The following is a 25625-nucleotide window of genomic DNA, read 5'->3' on the forward strand; positions in this document are numbered from 1 at the left end:
GGCCGACGTCCCCCTTGGGTGGCCGAGCGCCGTGGCTCGTGTCCCCGCGCGGCCGGGAGACGGGCATGGTGGACGTGCGGGGTCTCGCGTCGTAACGTCGGCACGAGAGCCCTAACTAGCAGTGCTAGTTTTCAGCGTCCCCGGAGGGTGTCCCATGTCCGCGTCCCCCAAGCCGCCCGCGTTCGACCCCGCCGACCCCCTCGGCCTCGACGACCTGCTCGAACCGGAGGACCTGGCGGTCCGGGGCACCGTGCGGGACTGGGCCGCGGACCGCGTGCTGCCGTACGTCGCGGACTGGTACGAGAAGGGCGAGCTGCCCGGCATCCGGGACCTGGCGCGCGAGCTCGGCTCCCTCGGCGCGCTCGGCATGTCCCTGCAGGGCTACGGCTGCGCCGGTGCGAGCGCCGTGCAGTACGGCCTCGCCTGCCTGGAGCTGGAGGCGGCCGACTCCGGCATCCGCTCCCTCGTCTCCGTGCAGGGCTCCCTCGCGATGTACGCCCTCCACCGCTTCGGCAGCGAGGAGCAGAAGCAGCGCTGGCTGCCGCCCATGGCCGCCGGCGAGGTCATCGGCTGCTTCGGACTCACCGAGCCCGACCACGGGTCCGACCCCGCCCATATGCGCACGCACGCCGAGCGGGACGCGGGCGGGGACTGGGTGCTCAACGGGCGCAAGATGTGGATCACCAACGGCTCGGTGGCCGGCGTCGCCGTCGTCTGGGCGCAGACCGAGGAAGGTGTCCGGGGGTTCGTGGTCCCGACCGACAGCGCGGGCTTCTCCGCGCCCGAGATCAAGCACAAGTGGTCCCTGCGGGCCAGCGTCACCAGCGAACTCGTCCTCGACGACGTCCGGCTGCCCGCCGATGCCGTGCTGCCGGAGGCGAGGGGGCTGCGCGGGCCGCTGAGCTGTCTCTCGCACGCCCGCTACGGGATCGTCTGGGGCTCGATGGGCGCGGCCCGCAGTTCCTTCGAGGCGGCCCTGGAGTACGCGAAGTCGCGGGAGCAGTTCGGGCGGGCCATCGGCGGGTTCCAGCTGACCCAGGCCAAGCTCGCCGACATGGCGGTCGAACTGCACAAGGGGATCCTGCTCGCCCATCACCTCGGGCGGCGCATGGACGCCGGCCGCCTGCGTCCCGAGCAGGTCAGCTTCGGCAAGCTCAACAACGTACGCGAGGCCATCGACATCTGCCGTACGGCCCGCACGATCCTCGGCGCCAACGGGATCTCCCTCGAATACCCCGTGATGCGGCACGCGACGAACCTGGAGTCGGTGCTCACCTACGAGGGCACCGTCGAGATGCACCAGCTGGTGCTCGGCAAGGCACTCACCGGACTTGACGCCTTCCGGTAGGAGCCCGAACGGGCGGGGGCGGGGCCGTGGTGTGCGGCCCCGCCTCAGCTCTGGTTGAAGAAACCGTCGGAGCGGTGCGCGGCGGGTTCGCCGCTGATGACCTGGGTGTCCGCCGGGCTGAGCAGGAAGACCCGGGTGGAGACCCGCTCGATCGAACCGTGCAGGCCGAAGATCAGGCCGGCGGCGAAGTCGACCACGCGCTTGGCGTCGGCCCCCTCCATGGCCGTCAGGTTCATGATGACCGGAACCCCGTCCCGGAACAGTTCGCCGACGGACCGTGCGTCCCGGAAGCTGTCCGGGGTGACGGTCGCGATGCGCCGGCCCTTCTCCTCGGCCACGTCCGAGGCCACCTTGACGCGCGGGTCGGTGACCCAGGCGTCGCCGGGCTCGTTGCCCTCGGAGTAGTCGTCGTCGTAGTAACGCTCGTCATCGTTGTCGTCGACGAGGCCGAGCCACGCACTCGCCTTGCGTACCGATCCCATGGACGCCTCCTCTCACAGCGGTCATTCGTGCTTCCGCATCTATGGTCATCCATGATGCGGACGTCGCGCCAAGTGGATAGACGCCGCGCAGGGGGTTTGTGACGGTACTGGTGCACGGCCAATACGTCGAGAGTCCTTGTGTCCCAAGGGTCGTATCCCAAACGGCTGCTGACTGTGAGTGAAATATGATTCTTTTCGGCGTACGGGTGAGGCCGGGGGCGTACGGGTGAACGTCATGGTCGCTACGATGCCGCAGCTCAGCGTTGTACCAACCACGGGGGAGCGTCGTGTTCGGAATCGTCAGGCCATGCAGGCACCGGCTCGGAGAGAGCCTCACGAGCCAGTGGATGGCGCATTTGTGCGGGTTGTGCCTCGCGCTCCGTAAGGACCACGGACAGTTCGCGCGGATTGTGACGAACTATGACGGGCTGCTCATATCGGTTTTGACGGAGGCTCAGGCCGCGCCGGGCGGCGCGGGCGGCGGACGGCGCACCGCCGGGCCCTGCCCGCTGCGCGGGATGCGCACCGCGTCCGTCGCCCACGGCGAGGGGGCCCGCCTCGCGGCGGCCGTCTCGCTGGTGCTGGCCTCGGCCAAGGTGCGCGACCACGTCGCCGACGGGGACGGCCTGCTGGCCCGCAGGCCGGTGGCGCTCGCCGCCCGCCGGATCGCCACCGGCTGGGACGCGGCCGGCGCGCGCGGCGGAAGTGCCGTCGGCTTCGACACCGCCGTCCTGGTCGACGCCGTGGACCGGCAGGGCGGCATCGAGGCGCTCGCGGGGCCCGGCACACCGCTGCTCGCCGTCACCGAGCCGACCGAGAGCGCGACCGCCGCCGCCTTCGCGCACACCGCGCACCTCGCCGGACGGCCGGAGAACGCCGAGCCGCTCGCCGAGGCCGGGCGCCTCTTCGGCCGCCTCGCACACCTCCTGGACGCCGTGGAGGACCGGGAGGCCGACGCCGCGGCCGGCGCCTGGAACCCGCTCACCGCCACCGGGACCCCGCTCACCGAGGCCCGGCGGCTCGCCGACGACGCCGTGCACGGGGTGCGGCTCGCCCTGCGCGAGGCGGAGTTCGGGGACGGGCGGCTCGTGCACCGGCTGCTCGTGCACGAGCTGGATGAATCGGTGAACCGCGCGTTCGGCACCGTGTCGTGCGCCCACGGCAGCCATCCGTACGCCCCTCCCGGCGCGCCCGGCACCCCGGGTGCGCCCGGCGGCCCCGGCGGACCGACGCCGCCCCCGGAGCCGCCTCACCGCAACCGTCGCGGGCTGCTCGCGGGGTGCGCCGTGTGGGCCGGGCTGGCCTGCACGTGCCAGATGTGCTGCGGCACCTACCACGACCCGTGGAGCGGCCAGCGCAAGGAGGGCCTGTGCACCAACTGCGACTGCGGCAGCTGCGGTGACTGCTGCGAGTGCTGCGACTGCTGCAGCAACTGCGGCGACGGATGCTGCTGCGACGGCTGCAGCGGGTGCGACTGCGGGTGCAGCTGCTGAGCGGTCGGCGGTGCTGCCGGCGTCGTCAGGGTCGTCAGGGTCGTCAGGGTCGTCAGTCCTTCAGTTCCGGGGGTGAGATCTCGGACTTCTCGATCGCCGACTCCGTCGTGTCCCACTTCTTCAGGATGCGGGCGTACGTCCCGTCGGCGATCAGGCCGTTCACCGCCGCCTGGAGGGCGGGTGCCAGCTTCGATCCCTTCTTGAGGGCGAAGCCGACGTCGAGGCGGTGGAACTCGTTGAGGAACTTCAGCCCCTGCTGGTGGGCCACCGCGTAGCGCAGGCCGTTGATCGTGGACATCACGATGTCGCTGCGGCCCTGCTGGAGCGATGACCACAGCGCGCCCGGCTCGCTGTAGGTCTGCACGGAGTAGGCCTCGTCGCCCGCGTCCGTGCACAGGTGCCGACTCTCCTCCAGGGTCGCCTCGAAGGTGGTGCCGGCGCCGGTCGCCACCTTCAGGCCGCACAGCTGCTTCAGGTCGGTGACCTCGGACAGCTCGCTGTCCTCGCGGGCGGCGAAGCCCTGGCCGTCGTTGATGTAGGTGACGAAGTCGATGGTCCTGCGCCGCTCCTCGGTCACCCCGAAGTTGCTGGCGCCGATGTCGTACTTGCCGCTGTCCAGGGCGGGCAGGACCGCCTCGAAGGAGGCCTGCTCGGTCTTGAGCGAGATGCCGAGCGCGTTGCCGACGGCGTGCGCGAAGTCGACGTCCTGGCCGGTCAGCGTCTTGCCGTCGGGCAGATAGGCGTTGCCCGGCGGGTTGCCGCCGACACTGACCGCGAGGGTGAGTTCCTTGGTGCCGGGCGGCAGCAGCCGCACGGCGTCCGCGTTCTCGCCGATGCCGGAGACGACGTCCGTGGTCGGGATCGCGTCGGGGCCGCCCGCCGCCCCCGCGGCGTCCGCGGCGGGGTCGCCGGAGCCGCAGGCGGTGAGCAGGAGGGCCGCCGAGACGAGGAGGGCGGAGGGCGCGAAGAGCCTTTTTCGGGCACGCGCGGGCGTACGCATGGTCAGGGGTCTCCTGAGGCCGGAAGCAGGGAACGGCGCGAGGGGAGGGCGCGTGTGAAGGCGGCGCGGGACAGGGCGCGGGGCGGAGTGGGAGAGACCGGCGACCTGATGCACGGGTGACCTGATGCACGGGTGGCCGGAGAGGCGGGTGACCGGAGAAGGGCGGGAACCCGAAGGCCCGACGGGTCAGTCGGTCAGGGCAGGCGGCGAGGTCGGCTCAACAGGAACAGGACCACACTCGACCGAAGTCGATGTGGGAGCGCGTGACCAGCCACTGCTGTGGATGCATGGGCCAAGTGGAACAGGCATCCGGTTCCGCGTCAACGACCTGAGACGTGCTGCTCACAGTGTGGACAGCCTTGACAGCGGGGCGAAGCGCCCCCGTACTCTCGGTGGACGGCCTTGCTGAGGGGCTCGGCCGTGTGAAGGCACCACCCACCGTGTCCGACTGACTCGATGTCACGGAGCCTTCGCATGTCCTCCGACACCCTCGCCCAGTCCGCCGCCGTACCGGAGACCCCGGACGGCCCGGACCTCCCGCGGATCGTCCCGCAGCGCCGCCTCGGCCAGTGGACGGCCGCCGCCGTAGTCCTGGTCCTCCTCGGTCTCGCCGTCAACTCCGTGCTGCGCAACGACGCGTTCCAGTGGGGCGTCGTCGCGGACTACTTCACCTCGGACGCCGTCCTGCGGGGCCTGTGGCTCACCCTGTGGCTGACCGCCGTCGTCATGGTCCTCGGCTTCGCGCTCGGCACGCTGCTCGCCGCGTTCCGGCTCTCGGCCAATCCCGTGCTCCGCGCGGTGAGCTGGGGGTACGTGTGGCTGTTCCGGTCGATACCGATCCTGGTGCAGCTGCTGCTGTGGTTCAACATCGGCGCCCTCTACCCGCAGATCCTCGGCGTGAAGACCGTCGACCTGCTCGGCCCGGTCACCGTCGCGGTCATCGGCCTCACCCTGCACGAGGCCGCGTACGCCGCCGAGGTGGTGCGCGGCGGCATCCTCGCCGTGGACCGCGGCCAGATCGAGGCGGCGCAGGCGCTCGGGCTGAGCCGGTGGCGCCGCTGGCGGCGGATCGTGCTCCCGCAGGCCATGCGCTCCATCGTGCCGCCGGCCGGGAACATGCTGATCGGCACCCTCAAGGGCACCTCCATCGTGAGCGTCATCGCCGTGCAGGACCTGCTCTACTCCGTGCAGCTCGTCTACCACCGCACCTACCAGGTCATCCCGCTGCTGATGGTGGCCACCGTCTGGTACACCGTCGTCACCTCGCTGCTCGGCATCGGCCAGCACTACGTCGAGAAGCACTACGCCCGCGGCACGGAGCGCACCCGATGAGCCGCCCAGCGCCCGGCGACCGCCCCGCACCGGGCGACCGCCCAGCGCCCGGCGACCGTCCCGCGCTGGTCGTCGTCGGCGCCGGGCCGCGCGGCACCGGACTGCTGGAGCGCCTCGCCGCCAACGCCCCCGAGCTGTACTGCGGCTCCGGTCTCGACATCCACCTCGTGGACCCGCACCCGCCGGGCCCCGGGCGCATATGGCGCGCGGAGCAGTCGCCGCTGCTGTGGATGAACTCGCACGCCGAGGACGTCACCATGTTCACCGACGACACGGTCGAGATGGCCGGCCCGGTACGGCCCGGACCCACCCTGCACGAGTGGGCGGGCCTGGACGGCAGCACCTTCGCCGAACGCCCGGTCCAGGGCGCCTACCTGCGCTGGGTGTACGAGCGCGCCGTGGCGCAGCTGCCCGCGGACGTCGTCGTGCACCACCACGCGCGCCACGCGGTGCGCGTCGACGGCCCGCCCGGCGGACGCCAGCGGGTGTGGCTCCAGGGCCGCGAGCAGCCCCTCCTCGCCGACCTGGTCGTCCTCACCCTCGGCCACCTCGACGCCGAACCCGACGACGAGCAGCGGGAGCTGTCCGCGTACGCCCGCGAGCACGGCCTGGTCCACCTCCCGCCGGACTTCACCGCCGACAGCGACCTGTCCCGGCTGCGGCCCGGTGAGCCGGTCCTCGTGCGCGGCCTCGGGCTGGCCTTCGTCGACCTGATGGCGCTGCTGACCGAGGGCAGGGGCGGCCGGTACGACGGCGACACGTACGTGCCCTCCGGACGGGAGCCGGTCCTGTACGTCGGCTCCCGGCGCGGCGTGCCGTACCACGCCAAGATCGGCTACGACTGGACCGGCGACCGGCCCCCGCTGCCGAGGTTCTTCGGGCCCGCCGAGACCGAGGCGCTCCTCGCCCGGCCGGACGGCTTCGACTTCCGCCGGGACGTGTGGCCGCTGGTCGAGAAGGAGCTGGGCTTCGCCCACTACCACCGCCTGTTCACCGCCCACCCCGAGCGGGTGACCGGCGACTGGGCGGCCTTCGAGGCGCGGTACGCCACCGCAGGTCCCGACGAGCGGGCCGTCCTCGTCGCCGCAACCGTGCCCGACCCGGCCGACCGGCTGGACCTCGCCGCGCTCGACCGCCCCCTCGACGGGATCCGGTACGGCTCGCCCGAGGAACTCCAGGAAGGGCTGCGCCGGTACGTCGAGGCGGACCTGCGGCGCCGCCACGACCCCGCCCACAGCCCCGACCTGGCCGTCTTCCTCGCCCTGCTCTCCGTCTACGGGCAACTGGTCCGACTCGGCGACATCGGCGGCTGGTGGCACGGCTTCTTCAGCTACCTCGCCTCCGGGCCGCCGGGACCCCGCCTGCGGCAACTGCTCGCGCTGTCCCGCGCCGGGGTGGTGCGCTTCCTCGGCGCCGGCCTGTCGGTCACCGCGGAGGACGGGGTGTTCCGGGCGAGGAGCGCCGGAGTGCCGGACACGGTCGTGGAGGCGCGGACCCTGGTCGAGGCGCGGCTGCCGTACCCCACCGTCGAGCGGACCCGCGACCCGCTGCTGCGCGCGCTGCACGCCGACGGCGCCGCGGCGACGCCGGACGGGCTGCTGGCCGTGGACCGGACCGACGGGCGGGTCCTCGACCGGGACGGGCGGCCGCACCCGCGCCGGTTCGCGCTCGGCCCGCACACCGACGCGCGCGGCTCGGGCGCGTTCACCCGGCCCCGTACCGGCGGCGTCGCGTTCCGGCAGAACGACGCCACCGCACGGGCCGTACTGACCTTCCTGCGGGCGCCCGGAGAGTCCGCGGCACCGCACCGCCCCCTGCTGGAGGAGTCCTCGCGATGAGCGTCCCGAACGGTTCGACCGGCGTCATGGTCGACATCCGGTCCGTCCACAAGAGCTTCGGACCGCTGGAGGTGCTCAAGGGCATCGACCTCACCGTGCGCACCGGCGAGGTGACCGTGGTCCTCGGCCCCTCCGGTTCCGGCAAGTCGACGCTGCTGCGCACCGTCAACCACCTGGAGAAGGTGGACCGGGGGACGATCGCGTGGACGGTGCCCTCGTCGGCTACCGGCGCACCGGCGACCGGCTGCGCGAACTGCCCGAGCGCGAGGTGCTCAAGCAGCGCACCCGGATCGGCTTCGTCTTCCAGAACTTCCACCTCTTCCCGCACCTGACCGTGCTGGAGAACATCACCGAGGCGCCGGTCTCCGCGCTCGGCCGCCCGCGCCGCGAGGCCGTCGAGGCGGCCCGCCGGCTGCTGGAGCGGGTGGGGCTCGCGGACAGGGCGAGCGCCTATCCGCGCCACCTGTCCGGCGGACAGCAGCAGCGGGTGGCCATCGCGCGGGCGCTCGCGCTCCGGCCGAGGCTGCTGCTGTTCGACGAGCCCACGTCCGCGCTCGACCCCGAGCTGGTCGGCGAGGTCCTCGACGTCATCAAGGACCTGGCCCGGCAGGGCACCACCATGATCGTCGTCACGCACGAGATCGGCTTCGCCCGCGAGGTCGCCGACACGGTGGTCTTCATGGACGACGGACGCATCGTCGAACAGGGCCCGCCCGGCGACGTACTGGACCGCCCGCGGCACGAACGCACCCGGGCGTTCCTCTCCAAGGTGCTCTGAAAGGGAAGCCCAGGGTGCTTCGAGAGAGAAAGAGGACGGCCCGCCCATGACCCCCGCGCCCCCCTTCACCGGCCGGCGGCGACTGCACCTGGCCGCCGCGCTCGACCAGCGGTCGGTGTACGACGCCGGCGAGTACCTCGCGGCCGCGCGGCTCGCCGAACGCGGCGCGCTCGACTTCGTCACCGCGGACGACGGCCTCGCCCGCCCCGGCCCCGACGCGCTCGCCGTCCTGTCCAGGGTGGCACCCGCCACGCGGCGCATCGGCCTGGTCCCCACCGTCACCACCACCCACACCGAGCCCTTCCACGTCCAGGCCGCCGTGGCCACCCTCGACTGGATCAGCCGCGGCCGGGCCGGCTGGCGGATCGAGGTGTCCGCCACCGAGGCCGAGGCCCGCCTCTTCGGCCGCCGGCCCGCCGCGCCCGCCGACGCGCTGTGGCGGGAGGCCGGCGAGACCGCCGACGTGGCGGCGCGCCTGTGGGACAGCTGGGAGGACGGCGCCGGGACACGGGACGCGGCCACCGGCCGCCTCGTCGACCGGGCCAAGCTGCACCGCGTCGACTTCACCGGCTCGGCGTTCTCGGTCAGGGGCCCCTCGGTCCTGCCGCGGCCTCCGCAGGGGCATCCCGTACGCCTCGTCGACGCCACCGCGCGGCCCGCGCGCGCGGTCGCGGCCCGGTACGCCGACGTGGTCCTCGTCCGCACCGCGCACCCCGCCCAGGCCGCCGAGGCGCGGGCCGAACTGCGGGCGTCCGCCGCGGCGCACGGCCGGAACCCGGACGACCTGCGGGTCCTCGCCGCCCTCGACGTCGACCTCGGGGACGGCGAGTACGCGGCCGCCCCCGGTCACGGCGGGGGCGGCCCCCGCCCCACCCCGCGCGGCCCGCTGTACCGGGGCGGCCCCGTCGACCTGGCCGAACTGATCACCGCCTGGCACCGGGAGGGCACCGTCGACGGCTTCCACCTCGCCCCGGTCGAGCCGCGCCGCGACCTGGAACGCCTCGTCAACGGCACCGTGTCCCTGCTCCAGCACCGGGGACTGTTCCGCACGTTCTACCCGGGCAGCACGCTCCGGGACCACCTGGACCTGGCCCGGCCCGCCAACCAGTACGCCGCCGTCGCGCAGGGAGCGTCATGACGGGACCGAAACCGGGGCAGCCGAAGCCGGGGCACACGACGCCGGGCCATCCGAAGCCGGGCCACCCGACGCCGAGGCACACGACGCCGGGCCGAACCAGGCCGATGCACCTCGCCGCGCACCTCTCCGCAGTCGACGGCACCATCGTCCGGACCGACACCGTCCGGACCGACACCGTCCGGACGGATCCGCGCTCGGGCTCGCGCTCGCCGAGCGACTTCGCCTCCTTCGAGCGCCTCGCCCGCACCGCCGAACGCGGCCTGTTCGACTTCTTACTCCTCGACGAGGGGCTCCGGCTGCCCGAGCAGAGGGGCCGCATCCGCGACCCGGACGTGGTCGGCCGCCCCGAGCCCCTGACCGTGCTGAACGCGCTCGCCACCGTCACCGACCGCCTCGGGCTCGCCGCCACGGCCGACGCCACCTTCCACGAGCCCTACGAACTCGCCCGCCGGCTCGCCACCCTGGACCACCTCAGCGGCGGCCGGGCCGCCTGGCACGTGCGGACCTCCTCCGACGCCCGCACCGGCGAGAACTTCCGGCGCGGCGGCCACCTCGACCGGGCCGACCGGTACACCCGCGCCGCCGAGTTCGTCGCCGCAGCCCGGGAACTGTGGGACTCCTGGACCCCCGACGGCACGCCCCGCCCCTTCACCCACCAGGGGCGGCACTTCGACGTCGCGGGGGAGTTCACCCTGCCCCGCTGCCCGCAGGGGCACCCGGTGGTCGTCCGGGCGGGCGACTCCGAGGAGGGCCGGGAGTTCGCCGCGTCCTCGGCCGACGTGCTCCTCTCCGGCCGGTGGGCCGGGGGCTGTCCGGAAGCCGGCCGCGCCTTCTACGCGGACGTGAAGCGCCGCCTGGCGAAGTACGGCCGCGGTCCCGGCGATCTCAAGATCATGGCCAATGCCGCCGTCGTCCTCGGGGACAGTGCCGCCGAGGCGCACGAACGGGCCGAGGAGATCCGGTGGCAGCAGGTCTCCCCGCAGACCGCGCTGCTGGCGCTGGAGCGGATCTGGGGCGTCGACCTCTCCGGACACGACCCCGACGGCCCGCTGCCCGACATCGACCCGGTGCCGGACCCGCGGCTCGGCCCGGGCCGCGCCCGGCACGGCGACCGCGTCGCGACCGCCGAGAAGTGGCGGGCCCTGGCGCGGGAGCGGGGGCTGTCCATCCGGCAGACCGTGTTCGAGGCGGGCGCCCGGCAGTCCTTCGTCGGCACGCCCGAGTCGGTCGCCGCCGAACTGGCGGAGTCCGTGGCGCGGGACGCCGCCGACGGTTTCGTCCTCGTACCGCATCCGGCCCCGGGCGGCCTGGACGAGTTCGTGGACCGGGTGGTCCCGCTGCTGCAGGAGCGGGGCGCGTTCCGTACCGCGTACGAGGGCGCCACCCTGCGTGCGCACCTCGGTCTGGCCGAGCCGGTGTGGAAGGGTTGAGCCATGACGAGCGACGCATCCGACGGCGAGAACGACGCATCCGGCGCGTGGAAGCGCTGGCACGAGCAGCGTGTCGCCGCGGTCTCGGCGCCCTACGGGCCGCTCGCGCTGACCGGCACGCACTGGCTGGCGGACCACCCCGACGGGCGGCTCCCCGACGCCCCCGGGCGGTGGACGGCGGCCGGCGACGCGGTGCTGCTGAGCGCAGGTCCGGCGGACGGCCTCACCGTGGACGGGCGCCCCCTCGACGGCGAGGCGCGGCTCACGGCCGACCCGGGGCCGGGCGAGGCCCGGGTGGCCCACGGCGAGCGGCGGCTGGTCGTCCTGGTCCGCGAGGACCTGTGGGGCGTACGGGACTTCGACCCGGCCGCCCCCGCACGGCGGGCGTTCCGCGGTGTCGCGGCCACGCCGTACGATCCGCGCTGGTCGGTGCCGGGCCGCTTCACCCCGTACGACACCGGGCGGCGCAGTGTGCGGGTGCCGAACGCGGACGGGCGCGAGCGCGGGCTGGCGCTCGGCGGGGAGCTGGCCTTCGCACTCGACGGCCGGACGCACACACTCCAGGTGAGCGTCGAGCACGACGGCTCGCTGTGGGCGGTCTTCGCCGACGCCACCAGCGGGAGCACCAGTTACCGCTTCCGGTTCCTGCGCCCGGCCGCGCCCGACGCCGGGGGCCGTACGACGGTCGACCTCAACCGCGCGCTGCTGCCGCCGTGTGCGTTCGCCGACCACTTCGTCTGCCCCTTCCCGCCACCGGGCAACACCCTGGCGGTCCGCGTGGAGGCGGGGGAGCGGGAACTGCGCTGAGGTCCGGCGGGGGTTGGCGGAAGCCGCCCCCGGGGTGACGGCCGAAAGGCACCCTTGCGCCGACCGGTCGTTCGGCCGAATACTCCAACCTCAGCGCTTGTCAGGGGCACGACGTATCCGGAACCCGGAGGTCCGTCCCTGGCTGCGCCTCACGGGCCCCGACCCCACACGAGGGGCCCCCGACTTCCCCTGTGGAGGAACGAAAAGTGAGGATCAAGCGCACCACCCCCCGAAGCGGCATCACGAGACGGACTCGGCTGATCGCCGTATCCACCGGCCTCGTGGCCGCCGCCGCCGTGGCGATCCCCAGCGCCAACGCGGCATCCACCCCGGCCACCTTCAGTGCCGCGGAACTGAGCAGCGCCAGCGGCGCTGTGCTCCAGGCCGACGTCCCGGGCACCGCCTGGGCCGTCGACAGCGAGTCCGGCCAGGTGCTCGTCACCGTGGACAGCACGGTCTCCCAGGCCGAGATCGCGAAGATCAAGGAGCAGGCGGGCGACAAGTCCGACGCGCTCACGATCAAGCGCACCCCCGGCAAGCTCAACAAGCTCATCCAGGGCGGCGACGCCATCTACGCGAGCAGCTGGCGCTGCTCCCTCGGCTTCAACGTCCGCACCAGCAGCGGCGCCGAGTACTTCCTGACCGCCGGTCACTGCACCGACGGCGCCGGCGCCTGGCGCTCCAGCTCCGGCGGCACCGTCATCGGCCAGACGGCGGGCTCCAGCTTCCCCGGCAACGACTACGGCATCGTGCAGTACACCGGCTCCGTCTCCCGGCCCGGCACCGCCAACGGCGTGGACATCACCCGCGCGGCCACCCCGAGCGTGGGCACCACCGTCATCCGTGACGGCTCCACCAGCGGTACCCACAGCGGCCGGGTCACCGCCCTGAACGCCACGGTCAACTACGGCAGCGGCGACATAGTCTCCGGGCTGATCCAGACCAACGTCTGCGCCGAGGGCGGCGACTCCGGCGGCCCGCTCTACGGCAGCAACGGCACCGCGTACGGTCTGACCTCCGGCGGCAGCGGCAACTGCTCCTCCGGCGGTACGACGTTCTTCCAGCCGGTGACGGAGGCCCTGAGCGCCTACGGCGTCAGCGTCTACTAGTCGTCCCCGGCACGCAGGTACGCAGGCACAGCACGCACGCATGGCACGCGCGTAGAGCACGCGCGTAGAGCAAGCGCAGTACGCACGGCACGCGCAGCCGGCAGCGCGTGGAGCCCCCGCACCGAACGGTGCGGGGGCTCTCCCGTGTTCGGTCCGCGTGCGACCGTGCTCGGGTCGCGTGTCCGGTCCGCGTGTTCGGGTCGTGTGTTCGGGTCGCGACGCCACCAGCGCGCGTAGACGCACGTAGAGGGCCAGGTCCGCAAGAGGTGAATTCAGGACAGGGCATGTCCCCGTCGGCCGGACCTCGGTTACTCGCTCGTAGCGTTTGCTGGTGCGTCCGCGACGCGAATCCCGCTGGAAGGGACATGAGTGGTGAAGGACGTGTGACCGCGCTGGAGTTGTCGTGCGCACGTCCTGAAGTCGACCTTGTGTGCTCCCTGTGGAATCGGAAGAGTTAGCGCTCGTCAACCAGCCTTCCGGTTCGCGAGGTCCCCACAACCTCTCGGACCGACCCCCCACAGGAGGACGTGAGTTGAAGCACCGACGCATACCCAGGCGACGTGCAGCAGTCGTAGGTGCGGGCATCACCGCACTCGTCGCGGCGGGAGTCACCTTCCAGACTGCGAACGCCAGTGAGTCCGAGCCGACCTCCGCCCCCGAGACCCTGTCGGTCACGGCGGCCGGAAAGCTCGCCTCCACGCTGATCGGCGACCTCGGCACCGACGCCGCGGGCACGTACTACGACGCCCAGGCCAAGAGCCTCGTCGTCAACGTGCTCGACCAGAGCGCCGCGCAGACCGTCGAGGAGGCCGGCGCCAAGGCCAGAATCGTCGAGAACTCGCTCGCCGACCTGAAGAGCGCGCGCACCACCCTCACCGACGACGCGACCATCCCGGGCACGTCCTGGGCGACCGACCCGACCACCAACAAGGTCGTCGTCACCGCGGACCGCACGGTCTCCAAGGCCGAGCTGGCCAAGCTGACCAAGGTCGTCGACGGACTGGGCGCCAAGGCCGAGCTCAAGCGGACCAAGGGCGAGTACAAGCCCTTCATCGCGGGTGGCGACGCCATCACCGGAGGCGGCGGGCGCTGCTCGCTGGGCTTCAACGTGACCAAGGGCGGCGAGCCGTACTTCATCACCGCCGGCCACTGCACCGAGTCCATCTCCAGCTGGTCGGACTCCTCCGGGAACGTCATCGGCGAGAACGAGTCGTCCAGCTTCCCGGACAACGACTACGGCCTGGTCAAGTACACCGGCGACGTGGACCACCCGAGCGAGGTGAACCTCTACGACGGTTCCTCGCAGGCCATCTCGGGCGCCTCCGAGGCCACCGTCGGCCAGGAAGTGACCCGCAGCGGTTCCACCACGCAGGTGCACGACGGCACGGTGACCGGCCTGGACGCCACCGTGAACTACGGCAACGGCGACATCGTCAACGGCCTGATCCAGACCGACGTCTGCGCCGAGCCCGGCGACAGCGGCGGTTCGCTCTTCTCGGGCGACCAGGCCATCGGCCTCACCTCCGGCGGCAGCGGTGACTGCAGCGCCGGTGGCGAGACCTTCTTCCAGCCGGTGACGGAGGCCCTGGAGGCCACCGGCACGGAGATCGGCTGAGCGACACCCGCACCACCCGCACACCCGTGAAGTCCCGTCCCGCGCGCGAGGGGCGGGACTTCCGCGTGCGTACGGCGCGTACGGCGAGTCAGCGTCTCCGCGTGCGTACGGCGGGTCGGCGCCTCCGTGTGCGCAGGGCGGTCAGCCGGTCCGCCCGGGCAGCTCCCTGTCCCGCCGTACGCCCGGCAGCGCGGCCGCCAGCATCGTGATCACCGTCCCCGCGACCGCCCACGCCCACAGCACCAGCAGGGAGAAGGTCACGTCGTTCGCCTTGAAGTAGGCGATCGAGCGGGCCGCCCAGGTGCCCGCGCCCGGCGGCAGCGCCGGGCCGATCGCCTGCCAGAACGGCGGCAGCAGCGGCAGCGGGAAGGCGCCGCCCGCGCTCGGGTTGCCCGCGATCACCACCAGCAGGATCGCCAGCCCGATGCCGACGACCCCGAAGACGCCCTGGAGGGCGAGGGTGGCGGCGCCCACCGCGAAGGTGATCAGCGCGCCCAGCCCCCACAGGTCCACCACGCTGCCGGGCAGCGCGCCCAGGACCGGCCCGACGATCACCGCGCCGCCGAGTCCGCCGGCGATCGCGACCAGCGCCATCACGACGAGCCGGATCGCCGCGCGGCGCGGGTTGGCCGGCCGGGCGCCGGTGCTGATCGCCAGGATCGAGGCGCACAGATAGCCGCCGACGCACCAGCCCACGACCAGGTAGAAGGACGACAGCCCGTCGAAGTCGCGGGGGGAGGCCGGAGCCACGTCGACGGTCCGCGTCGCGCGCCCCTCGGACTGCTCCGCCCTGCCGAGGATGCCCTCCAGCGTGGTGGCGAGGACGGTGCCGCCGCCGGAGGCGACCAGCAGGGTGTCGGTGCGGCCGGAGGGGTCGACGACCAGGGCGCCGTCGATCTCCCGGTTCTCGATCTGCCGCCGGGCGCTCGCCTCGTCGGCCACCGTGCGCGGATCCAGCGGCGAGCCCGGCAGCCGCTCCAGCCGGCCCGCCGTCTGCTCGGCCGCCGCCCCCGGCGCGACCACCCCGAAGGGCACGTCCCTCGGCCTCGGGTCGTGCAGCGCGCCCACGTAGGAGGCGATGAACAGCAGCTGGAGCGCGAGCACACCGATCACGAGCAGGGTGGCCCGCAGGGTGACGGCGTCCTTCACCTCGTCGAGGAAGGAGCCGCTGCGACGGTCGGCGACCGGGGTGTGTGACATGTCCCCACGGTCCGGGTCGACGGGTGTTTGCGCAGGTGGGACAGGGCCGAACGGATGTCGCACACGTATTCGAAATTTGGTCTATGGTGGGGGTGAGGTAGTTGGGAACAGACGTTCGATAAGGCGTCGTGGTTCATGAGTCGGGAGGTGCGTGATGCCGGGTTTCACGCATCTGCACACCGTCTCCGGGTTCTCCGCCCGCTACGGCGCCTCCCATCCGGAGCGGCTGGCCGAGCGGGCCGTCGAACGGGGTATGGACGCCCTCGCCCTCACCGACCGCGACACCCTCGCGGGCGCGGTCCGCTTCGCCAAGGCCTGCGCCGGGGCGGGCGTCCGGCCGCTGTTCGGCGCGGAGCTGGCGGTGGCCGCGTCCGAGTCCGGGGCCGCCGACCGCACGGAGACGTCCGTACGCCGGGACCGGCGCCGTGCCCCCGCGCGCGGAGGTGCCTTCGTCGACGAGTCGGCCCCGCGGGTGACCTACCTCGCCCGCGACGGCGCCCGCGGCTGGGCCGGCCTGTGCCGCCTCGTCTCCGCCGCCCACACGGCCGAGGGCACCCCGCTGCTGTCCTGGGCCGACAACCACGCCGACGGTCTGACCGTCCTGCTCGGCCCCGGCTCCGACGTCGGCCGCGCCCTCGCCGCCGGCCGCCCCGACCGCGCGGCGCGGCTCCTCGCCCCCTGGCGGGAGGTCTACGGCGACGCCCTGCGCCTGGAGGCCGTCTGGCACGGCCGCACCGGCACCGGTCCCGGCTCCCTGCGCCTGGCCTCCCGCACCGTCGGGTTCGCTGCCGAGCAGGGTGTCCGGCCGGTGCTCTCCAACGCCGTCCGCTACGCCGACCCCGGCCAGGGCCGGGTCGCCGACGTGCTGGACGCCGCCCGCCGCCTCGTCCCGATCGACGTCACCGGGGAACTGGACTCCGGCGAGGCCTGGCTCAAGGACGCCGGCGCCATGCGGCACGCCGCCGAGCGGATCGTCGAGTCCGCGGGCTTCCGGCGCGACACCGCCGACCGCCTGCTGGAGCAGACGCGGGCCACGGCCGCCGAGTGCCTGGTCGACCCCGAGGACGACCTCGGCATGGGCGCCGTCCACTTCCCCGAACCGCACCTCGTCGGCGCCGGGCGCCGCACCGCCCAGCGGGCGCTCGCCTCCCGGGCGGCGGCGGGCATGGTGCGGCGCGGCTACGACCGGCGGCCGGGCCGCCGCGCGTACTGGGAGCGGATGCACCGCGAGCTGGACATCATCGCCCACCACGGCTTCGCCTCGTACTTCCTCACCGTCGCCCAGGTCGTGGACGACGTACGGCACATGGGCGTCCGGGTCGCCGCGCGCGGCTCGGGCGCGGGCTCGCTCGTCAACCACCTCCTCGGCATCGCCCACGCCGACCCGGTCGAGCACGGGCTGCTGATGGAGCGGTTCCTGTCCAAGGAGCGGGTGGTCCTGCCCGACATCGACATCGACGTGGAGTCCGCGCGCCGCCTGGAGGTCTACCGCGCGATCATCGGCCGGTTCGGCACCGAGCGGGTCGCCACGGTCGCCATGCCGGAGACCTACCGGGTGCGCCACGCCATCCGCGACGTGGGTGCCGCCCTGTCCATGGACCCGGCCGAGATCGACCGGGTCGCCAAGTCCTTCCCGCACATCCGCGCCCGCGACGCCCGCGCGGCGCTGGAGGAACTGCCCGAGCTGCGGGAACTCGCGGAGGAGACCCGGCGGGAAGGGCGGGAAGGCGGGCGGTACGGCAGGCTCTGGGACCTGGTCGAGGGCCTGGACGCCCTCCCGCGCGGTGTCGCCATGCACCCCTGCGGAGTCCTGCTCTCCGACGCCTCCCTGCTCTCCCGTACGCCGGTCGTGCCGACCAGCGGCGAGGGCTTTCCGATGGCCCAGTTCGACAAGGACGACGTGGAGGACCTCGGGCTGCTCAAGCTGGACGTGCTCGGCGTGCGGATGCAGTCGGCGATGGCGCACGCGGTCGCCGAGGTGGAGCGGGCGACGGGGGAGCGGGTCGACCTGGACGCCGTACCGGAGGACGACCCGGCGACGTACCGGATGATCCGCTCCGCCGAGACGCTGGGCTGCTTCCAGATCGAGTCGCCGGGCCAGCGGGACCTGGTGGGTCGGCTCCAGCCGTCGACCTTCCACGACCTCGTGGTCGACATCTCGCTCTTCCGGCCCGGCCCGGTCGCCGCCGACATGGTGCGGCCGTTCATCGAGGCCCGGCACGGACGGGCGCCGGTGCGCCACCCGCACGAGGATCTGGCGGAGCCGCTGGAGAGCACCTACGGGGTCGTCGTCTTCCACGAGCAGATCATCGACATCGTCGCCATCATGACCGGCTGCGGACGCGGAGAGGCCGACCGGGTGCGGCGCGGCCTCTCCGACCCGGAGTCGCAGGGGCGGATCAAGGTGTGGTTCGCCCAGCACGCGGCGGCGAGGGGATACGACGCAGAAACGATTCAGCGAACCTGGGGGATCGTCGAGGCCTTCGGCAGCTACGGCTTCTGCAAGGCGCACGCCGTCGCCTTCGCGGTGCCGACGTACCAGTCGGCGTGGCTGAAGGTCCACCACCCGGCCGCCTTCTACGCGGGCCTGCTCACCCACGACCCCGGCATGTATCCCAAGCGGCTGCTCCTCGCGGACGCGCGGCGGCGCGGGGTGCCGATCCTGCCGTTGGACGTGAACGCGTCGGGGGTCGCACACAGGATCGAACTGGTGTCCGAGGCGCGGCGTTCCAAGGGGACGGTCTGGGGCCTGCGCCTCGCCCTCTCCGACGTGCACGGCATCAGCGAGGCCGAGGCGGAACGGATCGCCGAGGGGCAGCCCTACGCCTCCCTGCTCGACTTCTGGGAACGGGCCCGCCCCAGCAGGCCGCTGGCCGGACGGCTCGCCCAGGTCGGCGCGCTGGACGCGTTCGGCGCCAACCGACGCGACCTGCAACTGCACCTGACCGAGCTGCACCGCGGCGCCCGGGGCGGACGCGGCGACCAACTCCCGCTGTCCGGCGGACGGAAGACCGCCCCCGCCGGACTGCCCGACCTCACCTCGGCGGAGAGGCTCAGCGCCGAACTGGGCGTGCTCTCCATGGACGCCTCGCGCAACCTGATGGACGACCACCGCACCTTCCTGCGCGAGCTGGGCGTGGTGTCGGCCAAGCGGCTGCGCGAGGCCCGGCACGGGGAGACGGTGCTGGTCGCGGGCGCCAAGGCGGCCACCCAGACACCGCCGATCCGCTCCGGCCGCCGCGTCATCTTCTCCACCCTCGACGACGGCACGGGCCTGGTCGACCTCGCCTTCTTCGACGACTCCCACGACGCCTGCGCGCACACCGTCTTCCACTCCTGGCTGCTGCTGGTGCGCGGGGTGGTGCAGCGGCGCGGCCCGCGCAGTTTCAGCGTGGTCGGCTCCGCCGCCTGGAACCTCGCCGACCTGCTGGAAGTGCGCCGGGAGGAGGGCCTGGAGGGCGTCGCCGCCCGGCTGGCCGCGGCGGGCGGGAGCCAGGAGGGCGACGACCCCGAGGGCGGTCCGGCGCGCCGCCGCCTCGCCGGCTCGGACGGACGTCCCGCGCCGGCCGGCTCCGCGGCCCAGGACCCGATGGAGCAGCGGAGGATCCGCATGTCCACCGGGTACGAGATGCACCCCTGGGCCGACCTGCGCCCCGCGGGCGAAGGGCCCGCGGTCGGAAGGAAGTTGTGGCACCAGAGTCCGGGGAGTGCGGGATGACGATCCTCTGCGTACGTTTCCAGCTGCCGCCGATGTGCGAGGCGGCCCTGCCCGAACTGCTCGGGCTCCTCGAGGAGTTCACGCCGGTCGTCGAGGCGCTGCCGCCCGACGGCGCGCTCGCCGACCTGCGCGGCGCCGAGCGGTACTTCGGGCGCGACGCCGTGGAACTGGCCTCGGTGATCCGGGTGCGCGCCCTCGCCCTGTACGGCGTGGACTGCGTGATCGGCGCCGGTCCCGGCCCGATGCTGGCCCGCATGGCGCTGCGCGACGCCCGGCCGGGACTGACCCGCGCGGTGCCCGGCGGCGGGGAGCGCGAGTTCCTCGCCGGCCGGCCCGTCGCCGCGCTGCCCGGCGTCGGCACCGCGACCGCCCGCACGCTGTGCGAGTACGGCCTCGACACCCTCGGCCGGGTCGCCGCCGCGCCGCTGTCCACGCTCCAGCGCCTGGTCGGTGCGAAGACCGGCCGCGAGCTGCACGAGAGGGCCCAGGGCGTCGACCGCGGCCGGGTCGTCCCCAACGGCGTCTCCCGGTCGCTGGCCGCCGACCGCCCCTTCGGACGCGACGAACTCGACCCCGACCGCCACCGCCGCGCCCTGCTCTCGGCCGCCGGGGAACTGGGCGCCCGGCTGCGCGCCGTGGACAAGGTCTGCCGCACCCTCACCCTGACCGTCCGCTACGCCGACCGGTCGGGCACCACCCGCAGCCGCACCCTGAAGGAGCCGACCGCGCACTCGGCGGCCCTGACGCGGGCCGCGTACGACATGTACGAGGCGCTCGGCCTCCAGCGCGCCCGGGTCCGCTCCCTCACCCTGCGCGCCGAGGGCCTCACCCCCGCCGAACAGGCCTCCCACCAGCTCACCTTCGACCCCGTGGACGAGAAGGTCCGCCGGATCGAGGAGGTCGCGGACCGCGCGCGAGCGAAGTTCGGGCCCCGCGCGGTGATGCCGGGATCGCTGGCGGCGTAACACCGCCGTGCCCCGCGCCGCCCACTCCCTCCGATCCTGCGGGCGCACGCCACGCGGGGCCCGTCCGGCCCGAGCCGGGACGGGCCCCGCGTTCCCCTCGTGCCCCCGTGGTCCCTGTGGTGCCCCGCGTCAGCGGCCGTGCCGGCCACCGGCCGCCGCGCGCCGGCGGACCGACGCGAACAGGGCCGCCGCGCCGAGCGCCAGGGCGGCGGCGCCACCGACCGCGATGTAGGGCGTGGTGCCGTCCCCGCCGGTCTCGGCGAGGTTCTCGGTGCTCCCGCCGGCGGCCTTGACCTCGTTGGGCTCGGCGGCCTCCGCGGCGGCCGTGCCGGGCGCCTCCTCGGGGGCGGCGGCCGGGTCCGTCGGGTCCGTGGTGGTCTCCGCGTCCTGGTCGCCGTGGCCGTGGTGCTCGATCGTCGACTTCTCGGCCGCGGCGGCGAGCTGCTCCTCCGACGGCGCGGACGCCTCGGGCGCCGGGGCGGCGCCACCGGCCGGGTCGCTCTTCGTGTCGCCGGACGCGGCGCTGTCACCGCCACCGGCAGCGCCGCCGCTGTCGCCGCCGAAGGCCACGTCCGAGCAGGAGTAGAACGCCTCCGGGCTGTCCGAACGCTGCCAGACCGCGTACAGCAGGTGCTTGCCGGAGCGCTCGGGCAGCGTGCCGGAGAACGTGTAGAAGCCGCCCTCGGCGGCCGGGTCGGTGGAGGTCGCCACCGGGGCGGACAGGTCCAGGTCGCCCCAGCCGAGCGGCTGCGACGGGTCGTAGCCGGGCTTGGTGATGTACACCTTGAAGGTGCCCTTGTGCGGGGCCGTCACGCGGTACTTGAAGGTGTACGAGCCGCTGCTCACACTGGTCGTGGGCCAGTCCGCGCGGGCCAGGTCCATGCCCTTGAAGGCCGGGTCGTTGGCACTGCACAGCTTGCCGTCCGGGATCAGCTCCTGGTGCTTGCCCGCGGCGTTGCCGATGCGGATGCCGTTCCAGTCGTAGAGCGCCTGGGTGCCGCCCGCGGCGACCGCGGCCTTGCACGCGGCCGACTGCGGGCTCTCGGGGCCCTCGGCGTGGCACTGCGACACCCGGCTGACCGGGTCGCCCATCGAGCCGTGCGCCGCCGCGGGGGCCGCGGCCAGCGTGGTCAGGGCGAGCGGGGCGAGACCTGCGACGGCGACGGCGGCGGCCCTGCGGGACACGGACGATGCGGGCATGGGAACTCCTCGGAACGGTCACTGGGGACTGGGGGAACTCGGGCCGGAACCCGTGGGGTCGACCAGCAAGCTAGCCCGAAGAGACCGCGGAACCGCCTGCTGGAGGCGGGTGACGGAGATCCTTATGGTCGCGTTAAGGGAGTGCTCAGGCTGGGCTCAGGTAGCTACCGTTCACGGCATGGAACGACAGCGGATCCGGCCGGCGAAGACCTCGGACGTACCTGCCCTGAAGGCCGTGACCGACGCCGCGTACCGCCCCTACGTCGCGCGCATCGGGAGGGCGCCGCAGCCCATGGAGGCGGACCACGCGGCGAACGTGGCGGCGGGAAAGGTGTTCGTCGCCGACGAGCCCGGCACGGGCCCCGCGGAACTCGCGGGACTCGTGGGGGCCGTCGTCGTCCAGGCGTACGCGGACCACCTGTTCCTCGACAGCGTCGCCGTCCACCCCGACGTGCACGGCAGGGGCGTGGGACGGCGGTTGCTGCGGTTCGTGGACGCACGCGCGCGTGCGCTGGGCCTGCCCGAGGTCAGGCTCTACACACACGCGACGATGTGGGAGAACCAGGAGATCTACCCGAGGTACGGGTACGAGGTCGTGGAACGCCGTACGGACGGGCCCTACGACCGCGTCCACTACCGCAAGCGGCTGCTCCGACGCGTCTCATGAGGCGGCCCGCCCGCTCAGCCCTCCGGCCACCACGTGCGCGCGACGTCCTTGCGGACCTCCGGCCGCCCCGAGGGACGCTCGTCCGCTTCCTCGCGGACTCGGCGGGCGTCGGTCTTCTTCAGGGGCTTCTGCACGGTCAGACGGCGCATGGCTGCCTCCTTACGGATCCACCGGGTTCCGCGTTCTCACGGAGGTAGACCCTTTCCCCGAGACTCACTCATCGAAGCCTCCCTGTCAGTGGCGGTTCTCACGTCGCCCCGCCCCGACTCCGTTGTCAGCGACGGGTGTCACCCTGAGCACATGACTGGAAACAGTGACGGAACGGGCACGCAGGGTGCCGGGGTTGACATGCCGGTGAGCCGGGCGGCGGCTATCGCAGCAAGGCGGGAAAGCCGTCTCCGCGGGCCAGGTGTTCCAAGGTGGTCAGTGCGGACAGGGCGGCGGCTGCGGCCTCGGGGTCGCGGGTGGGGAGGCCGCTCGCGGTGAACTCGTCCTCGTCGAGGCGTCGTACGTCCGTGCCGTCGGCCGAGCGCCACAGGTCCAGGTCGAGGTCCTCGACGACCAGGTGGGTGCCGGTCAGGACGGCGGGGCGGGTGATGTCGCAGTACCAGCCCTTCAGCGCACCGGCCGCCGTGCGGACCTCCTTCACCGCGTACCACCGGTCGCGCCAGTAGTACTCGGTGAAGACGTCCCCGGCCTCGAAGCGCACGAAGCCGAAGTCGCGCACGCCGTCACCGGCCCAGGGGGCGCGGACGGCGAGGCGGGTGCCGTCGTCGTGCAGCAGCGCGGCCGGGTACCGGATCTTCGTGCGGCCGGCCTTGACCAGGATCACGTCCACCTCGGTGGGCGGTTCAGCCGAGTTCGCGGACATGGCGCACCTCCGTCGCGCAGATCTCGTACCCGAGCCCTGCGTTGATCGCGAGCATCGGGCCGTTGTCGCTGTCGTTGCCGGTGAGCGCCTCCGTGTACCCGGCCGCGCGGGCCCGGTGCAGGGAGTCGGTCTTGGCGAGCTTGGCCAGGCCCCGGCCGCGCCGGGCGCGGACCGTGCCCGTCATCGCGGTCGCGTACCGGGCGCCGTCGGTGTAGGCGACGCTGAAGGCGGCCGGGCGGCCGTCGACGACCACGACCGTGGTCAGTTCACGGTCGAGCAGCGGGTGCCGCCAGCTCTCGGCGAGCCAGGCCTCGTAGTCCGTGAACGCGACGTCGACGTCGCCCGGTTCGTCCGCGACCGTCTCCGCGTCCAGCTCGAACACGGGCCGGGGGTCGTCCGCGTAGTCGGCGGCGGTGCGCAGCTCGACGCCCGGGGGAGGGGAGCAGGGCGGCGGGAGCGCGGCGTTGGCCAGATCCAGGCGGAGGAAGTGCGCCGAGCGCCGGCGCTCGTAGCCGTGCCGCTCGGCGAAGGCCAGGCCGGCGGGCCGGTCCAGCACCCAGGAGTACAGCTTCGTCGCGCCCTCGCCGGTCAGGTACTCCTCCGCCGTCCGCACCAGCAGGCCCCCGGCGCCGCGCCGCTGCCTCGACGGGTCGACGTACACGTTGAGGAAGCCCTGGCCCGGCTCCGGGCTGTCGTGCACCAGCCCGATCTGGGCCGTGCCGGTCACCTCCCCGTCCTCCTCCGCGACCAGGGACCGGCTCCGGGCGTCCGGGTGCGTGTGGACGAGCCGGTGCACGACGGCCTCGGGCGTCCACAGGATGAACGGCAGGGCGCGATGGCGGACCTGCGCGAAGGCCGCGACATCGGCCGGGTCGTCGACCCGCAGATCGCGTACGAGAACGGTCACGAGGAGGCACGCTACGTCGGCCGCAGGGGCCGGTGCCTCTCATTTTCGCGGGGGTGCGCGACAATCGCCGGGTGACCCTGAAGATCCGTATCGACGACGGCACGCCGCCCTACGAGCAGGTGCGCGCGCAGATCTCCGAACAGGCGCGGTCGGGCGCCCTGCCGGTCGGGTACCGGCTGCCGACCGTACGCGGGCTGGCCGAGTCCCTGGGGCTCGCCGCGAACACGGTCGCCAAGGCGTACCGCGCGCTGGAGGCGGACGGGGTGATCGAGACCCGCGGACGCAACGGAACGTTCGTCGCCGCCGCGGGCTCCGCGGCCCAGCGGGAGGCGGTCGCCGGAGCGCAGGAGTACGCGGCGCGGGCGCGCAGGCTCGGGCTGTCGGAGGCGGACGCACTCGGGGCCGTGCGGGACGCGTTGCGGGCGGCCTACGGGGAGGACTGAGCGGCGTCGTTCCGGTCGGGGGCCGGGGCGCCGGGCCACACGCCGGGCTACAGGTACAGCCCGGCCTCCGTGCCCGCCCGCGGCTCCGGCAGCGCGGTCGGCGAGGTGCCCCGGCGCAGCGCGTACAGCTCCGCCAGCGTGGCGCCCTCGCGGCCGACCGCTTCCTCCCGGCCCTCGACCTCGTCGCCGAGCCAGTCCACCGCCTCCCGTCGGGTGAGCGGGCCGACCTCGATGCGGGCCAGGCAGCGGCCGGGGCGGACCACGGCGGGGTGGAGGCGTTCCAGGTCCTCGTTGGTCGTGACGCCGACCAGGACGTTGCGGCCCTGGCCGAGGAGACCGTCCGTCAGGTTCAGCAGCCGGGAGAGCGCCTGGCCCGCCGTGTGCTTGGCCTCGCCGCGGATCAGTTCGTCGCAGTCCTCCAGGAGCAGCAGCCGCCAGCGGCCCTTGCCCGCCGCGTCCTCCTCGCCGATGGCGATGTCCATCAGGTAGCCGACGTCCGAGAAGAGCCGCTCCGGGTCGAGGACGCAGTCCACCTGGCACCAGTCCCGCCAGGAGCGGGCGAGGGTGCGCAGCGCCGAGGTCTTGCCGGTGCCCGGCGGGCCGTGCAGGAGCAGCAGCCGGCCCGCGATGTCCTCGGGCGTCGTCTTCATCAGCCCGTCCATCGCGTCGGCGACCGGTGCCGTGTAGTTGGCCCGGACCTCGTCCCAGGTGCCCGCGGCGATCTGCCGGGTGGTGCGGTGCGGGCCGCGCCGCGGGGAGACGTACCAGAAGCCCATCGTCACGTTCTCCGGCTGCGGCTCGGGCTCGTCCGCCGCTCCGTCCGTCGCCTCGCCGAGCACCTTCTCGGCCAGGTCGGCGCTGGTCGCCGTCACGGTGACGTCGGCGCCCCGGTTCCAGCGCGAGATCAGCAGCGTCCAGCCGTCGCCCTCGGCGAGCGTGGCGCTGCGGTCGTCGTCGCGGGCGAGCCGCAGCACGTGTGCGCCGGGCGGCAGCAGGGTGGCGCCGGACCGTACGCGGTCGATGTTCGCCGCGTGCGAGTACGGCTGCTCGCCCGTGGCGAAACGCCCGAGGAACAGCGCGTCGACGACATCGGACGGGGAGTCGCTGTCGTCCACGTTGAGCCGGATCGGCAGGGCTTCGTGCGGGTTCACGGACATGCCGCCATGATCGGGCACCCGGCCGCCGCGTGCACCCGCTTTCCGGCGTGCCCCCGACGTCCCGGGCGCACACGGTCCTGCGGGCGCACGCGGCCCCCCGGGCGTACGCGGCGCGGACCGCGCACGG

21 protein-coding genes and 1 pseudogene are annotated in these 25625 nt (G+C 73.7%); 14 read left to right on the forward strand and 8 right to left on the reverse strand.

Going from position 1 to position 25625, the window contains the following annotated elements; genetic code table 11:
- The first annotated feature begins 154 nt into the window (after nt 1–154).
- The gene (locus IG94_RS0124035) at nt 155–1348 is read left to right on the forward strand and encodes an acyl-CoA dehydrogenase family protein (protein ID WP_031040810.1); all 1194 of its coding nucleotides are present in this window, start codon (nt 155–157) and stop codon (nt 1346–1348) included.
- A gap of 44 nt (nt 1349–1392) precedes the next feature.
- Here the strand turns inward: IG94_RS0124035 and IG94_RS0124040 are convergent, their stop codons facing one another.
- Nucleotides 1393–1830, reverse strand: coding sequence for a cell division protein SepF (locus IG94_RS0124040; protein WP_031040812.1), 438 nt, complete (start codon nt 1828–1830; stop codon nt 1393–1395).
- 287 nt (nt 1831–2117) lie between these two features.
- On the opposite strand from IG94_RS0124040, the gene IG94_RS0124045 reads away from it, so the two are divergent.
- Entirely contained in the window at nt 2118–3323 is a 1206-nt protein-coding gene (locus tag IG94_RS0124045) for a DUF5685 family protein (protein ID WP_078892411.1), read from the forward strand.
- Between the two features lie 52 nt (nt 3324–3375).
- Here IG94_RS0124045 and IG94_RS0124050 read toward each other — a convergent pair whose 3' ends face one another.
- Nucleotides 3376–4323, reverse strand: coding sequence for an ABC transporter substrate-binding protein (locus IG94_RS0124050; protein ID WP_031040817.1), 948 nt, complete (start codon nt 4321–4323; stop codon nt 3376–3378).
- A 474-nt stretch (nt 4324–4797) separates the two neighbouring features.
- Here IG94_RS0124050 and IG94_RS0124055 point away from each other — a divergent pair, with 474 nt between their 5' ends.
- From IG94_RS0124055 to IG94_RS0124090, 8 genes and pseudogenes are all read left to right on the forward strand, one after another.
- Entirely contained in the window at nt 4798–5655 is an 858-nt protein-coding gene (locus IG94_RS0124055; protein ID WP_031040819.1) for an amino acid ABC transporter permease, read from the forward strand.
- Nucleotides 5652–7493, forward strand: a complete 1842-nt coding sequence (locus IG94_RS0124060; protein WP_078892412.1) for an FAD/NAD(P)-binding protein — start codon at nt 5652–5654, stop codon at nt 7491–7493. The genes IG94_RS0124055 and IG94_RS0124060 overlap by 4 nt, the downstream gene beginning before the upstream one ends.
- Nucleotides 7490–8271, forward strand: a pseudogene (locus IG94_RS38835) (amino acid ABC transporter ATP-binding protein). The gene IG94_RS0124060 and the pseudogene IG94_RS38835 overlap by 4 nt, the downstream one beginning before the upstream one ends.
- A gap of 46 nt (nt 8272–8317) precedes the next feature.
- The gene (locus IG94_RS0124070; protein WP_031040825.1) at nt 8318–9409 is read left to right on the forward strand and encodes an LLM class flavin-dependent oxidoreductase; all 1092 of its coding nucleotides are present in this window, start codon (nt 8318–8320) and stop codon (nt 9407–9409) included.
- A gap of 104 nt (nt 9410–9513) precedes the next feature.
- A complete protein-coding gene (locus IG94_RS0124075; RefSeq protein ID WP_031040828.1) occupies nt 9514–10839 on the forward strand; it encodes an NtaA/DmoA family FMN-dependent monooxygenase in 1326 nt (441 codons plus the stop codon).
- A gap of 3 nt (nt 10840–10842) precedes the next feature.
- Nucleotides 10843–11646: a DUF1684 domain-containing protein gene (locus IG94_RS0124080; RefSeq protein WP_031040832.1), complete on the forward strand. Its 804-nt coding sequence runs from the start codon at nt 10843–10845 to the stop codon at nt 11644–11646.
- Between the two features lie 206 nt (nt 11647–11852).
- Nucleotides 11853–12755, forward strand: a complete 903-nt coding sequence (locus IG94_RS0124085; protein ID WP_031040834.1) for a S1 family peptidase — start codon at nt 11853–11855, stop codon at nt 12753–12755.
- A 532-nt stretch (nt 12756–13287) separates the two neighbouring features.
- Nucleotides 13288–14370 (forward strand): S1 family peptidase, encoded by a 1083-nt coding sequence (locus IG94_RS0124090; RefSeq protein WP_031040837.1) that lies wholly within the window; start codon nt 13288–13290, stop codon nt 14368–14370.
- Nucleotides 14371–14511: 141 nt separating this feature from the next.
- Here the strand turns inward: IG94_RS0124090 and IG94_RS0124095 are convergent, their stop codons facing one another.
- Nucleotides 14512–15570: an ABC-2 transporter permease gene (locus tag IG94_RS0124095; RefSeq protein WP_031040840.1), complete on the reverse strand. Its 1059-nt coding sequence runs from the start codon at nt 15568–15570 to the stop codon at nt 14512–14514.
- A gap of 154 nt (nt 15571–15724) precedes the next feature.
- Between IG94_RS0124095 and IG94_RS0124100 the strand changes: the two genes are divergently transcribed.
- Both IG94_RS0124100 and IG94_RS0124105 read left to right on the forward strand, forming a co-directional pair.
- Nucleotides 15725–19288 carry a DNA polymerase III subunit alpha gene (locus IG94_RS0124100; protein ID WP_031040844.1) on the forward strand — a complete coding sequence of 1188 codons (3564 nt, stop codon included), beginning with the start codon at nt 15725–15727 and terminating at the stop codon, nt 19286–19288.
- Entirely contained in the window at nt 19285–20253 is a 969-nt protein-coding gene (locus IG94_RS0124105; protein ID WP_031040847.1) for a DNA polymerase Y family protein, read from the forward strand. The genes IG94_RS0124100 and IG94_RS0124105 overlap by 4 nt, the downstream gene beginning before the upstream one ends.
- Before the next feature lie 129 nt (nt 20254–20382).
- On the opposite strand, the gene IG94_RS0124110 is transcribed toward IG94_RS0124105, so the two are convergent.
- Entirely contained in the window at nt 20383–21453 is a 1071-nt protein-coding gene (locus tag IG94_RS0124110) for a lytic polysaccharide monooxygenase auxiliary activity family 9 protein (RefSeq protein ID WP_031040851.1), read from the reverse strand.
- A 178-nt stretch (nt 21454–21631) separates the two neighbouring features.
- On the opposite strand from IG94_RS0124110, the gene IG94_RS0124115 reads away from it, so the two are divergent.
- Nucleotides 21632–22120: a GNAT family N-acetyltransferase gene (locus IG94_RS0124115; protein ID WP_031040864.1), complete on the forward strand. Its 489-nt coding sequence runs from the start codon at nt 21632–21634 to the stop codon at nt 22118–22120.
- Between the two features lie 14 nt (nt 22121–22134).
- Here the strand turns inward: IG94_RS0124115 and IG94_RS44110 are convergent, their stop codons facing one another.
- From IG94_RS44110 to IG94_RS0124130, 3 genes are all read right to left on the reverse strand, one after another.
- Nucleotides 22135–22269, reverse strand: coding sequence for a hypothetical protein (locus tag IG94_RS44110; RefSeq protein WP_107060664.1), 135 nt, complete (start codon nt 22267–22269; stop codon nt 22135–22137).
- Nucleotides 22270–22490: 221 nt separating this feature from the next.
- Nucleotides 22491–22991 (reverse strand): ribonuclease FAU-1 family protein, encoded by a 501-nt coding sequence (locus IG94_RS0124125; protein ID WP_031040867.1) that lies wholly within the window; start codon nt 22989–22991, stop codon nt 22491–22493.
- The gene (locus IG94_RS0124130; protein WP_031040870.1) at nt 22972–23898 is read right to left on the reverse strand and encodes a GNAT family N-acetyltransferase; all 927 of its coding nucleotides are present in this window, start codon (nt 23896–23898) and stop codon (nt 22972–22974) included. Before IG94_RS0124130 ends, IG94_RS0124125 begins: the two co-directional genes overlap by 20 nt.
- A 71-nt stretch (nt 23899–23969) precedes the next feature.
- Between IG94_RS0124130 and IG94_RS0124135 the strand changes: the two genes are divergently transcribed.
- Nucleotides 23970–24341 carry a GntR family transcriptional regulator gene (locus IG94_RS0124135; RefSeq protein ID WP_031040872.1) on the forward strand — a complete coding sequence of 124 codons (372 nt, stop codon included), beginning with the start codon at nt 23970–23972 and terminating at the stop codon, nt 24339–24341.
- 47 nt (nt 24342–24388) lie between these two features.
- Here IG94_RS0124135 and IG94_RS0124140 read toward each other — a convergent pair whose 3' ends face one another.
- A complete protein-coding gene (locus tag IG94_RS0124140; protein ID WP_031040875.1) occupies nt 24389–25498 on the reverse strand; it encodes a DUF5925 domain-containing protein in 1110 nt (369 codons plus the stop codon).
- Between the last annotated feature and the right edge of the window lie 127 nt (nt 25499–25625).

Source organism: Streptomyces olivaceus (assembly GCF_000721235.1).
Taxonomy (GTDB): domain Bacteria; phylum Actinomycetota; class Actinomycetes; order Streptomycetales; family Streptomycetaceae; genus Streptomyces; species Streptomyces olivaceus.

Bases quoted from the DNA above. Each gene is read 5' to 3' on its own strand.
- IG94_RS0124140 (WP_031040875.1), bottom strand. From the start codon at position 25,498: ATGTCCGTGAACCCGCACGAAGCCCTGCCGATCCGGCTCAACGTGGAC.
- IG94_RS0124105 (WP_031040847.1), top strand. From the start codon at position 19,285: ATGACGATCCTCTGCGTACGTTTCCAGCTGCCGCCGATGTGCGAGGCG.
- IG94_RS0124110 (WP_031040851.1), bottom strand. From the start codon at position 21,453: ATGCCCGCATCGTCCGTGTCCCGCAGGGCCGCCGCCGTCGCCGTCGCA.
- IG94_RS0124035 (WP_031040810.1), top strand. From the start codon at position 155: ATGTCCGCGTCCCCCAAGCCGCCCGCGTTCGACCCCGCCGACCCCCTC.
- IG94_RS0124115 (WP_031040864.1), top strand. From the start codon at position 21,632: ATGGAACGACAGCGGATCCGGCCGGCGAAGACCTCGGACGTACCTGCC.
- IG94_RS0124100 (WP_031040844.1), top strand. From the start codon at position 15,725: ATGCCGGGTTTCACGCATCTGCACACCGTCTCCGGGTTCTCCGCCCGC.
- IG94_RS44110 (WP_107060664.1), bottom strand. From the start codon at position 22,269: ATGCGCCGTCTGACCGTGCAGAAGCCCCTGAAGAAGACCGACGCCCGC.
- IG94_RS0124040 (WP_031040812.1), bottom strand. From the start codon at position 1,830: ATGGGATCGGTACGCAAGGCGAGTGCGTGGCTCGGCCTCGTCGACGAC.
- IG94_RS0124050 (WP_031040817.1), bottom strand. From the start codon at position 4,323: ATGCGTACGCCCGCGCGTGCCCGAAAAAGGCTCTTCGCGCCCTCCGCC.
- IG94_RS0124125 (WP_031040867.1), bottom strand. From the start codon at position 22,991: ATGTCCGCGAACTCGGCTGAACCGCCCACCGAGGTGGACGTGATCCTG.
- IG94_RS0124075 (WP_031040828.1), top strand. From the start codon at position 9,514: ATGCACCTCGCCGCGCACCTCTCCGCAGTCGACGGCACCATCGTCCGG.
- IG94_RS0124055 (WP_031040819.1), top strand. From the start codon at position 4,798: ATGTCCTCCGACACCCTCGCCCAGTCCGCCGCCGTACCGGAGACCCCG.
- IG94_RS0124080 (WP_031040832.1), top strand. From the start codon at position 10,843: ATGACGAGCGACGCATCCGACGGCGAGAACGACGCATCCGGCGCGTGG.
- IG94_RS0124095 (WP_031040840.1), bottom strand. From the start codon at position 15,570: ATGTCACACACCCCGGTCGCCGACCGTCGCAGCGGCTCCTTCCTCGAC.
- IG94_RS0124070 (WP_031040825.1), top strand. From the start codon at position 8,318: ATGACCCCCGCGCCCCCCTTCACCGGCCGGCGGCGACTGCACCTGGCC.
- IG94_RS0124060 (WP_078892412.1), top strand. From the start codon at position 5,652: ATGAGCCGCCCAGCGCCCGGCGACCGCCCCGCACCGGGCGACCGCCCA.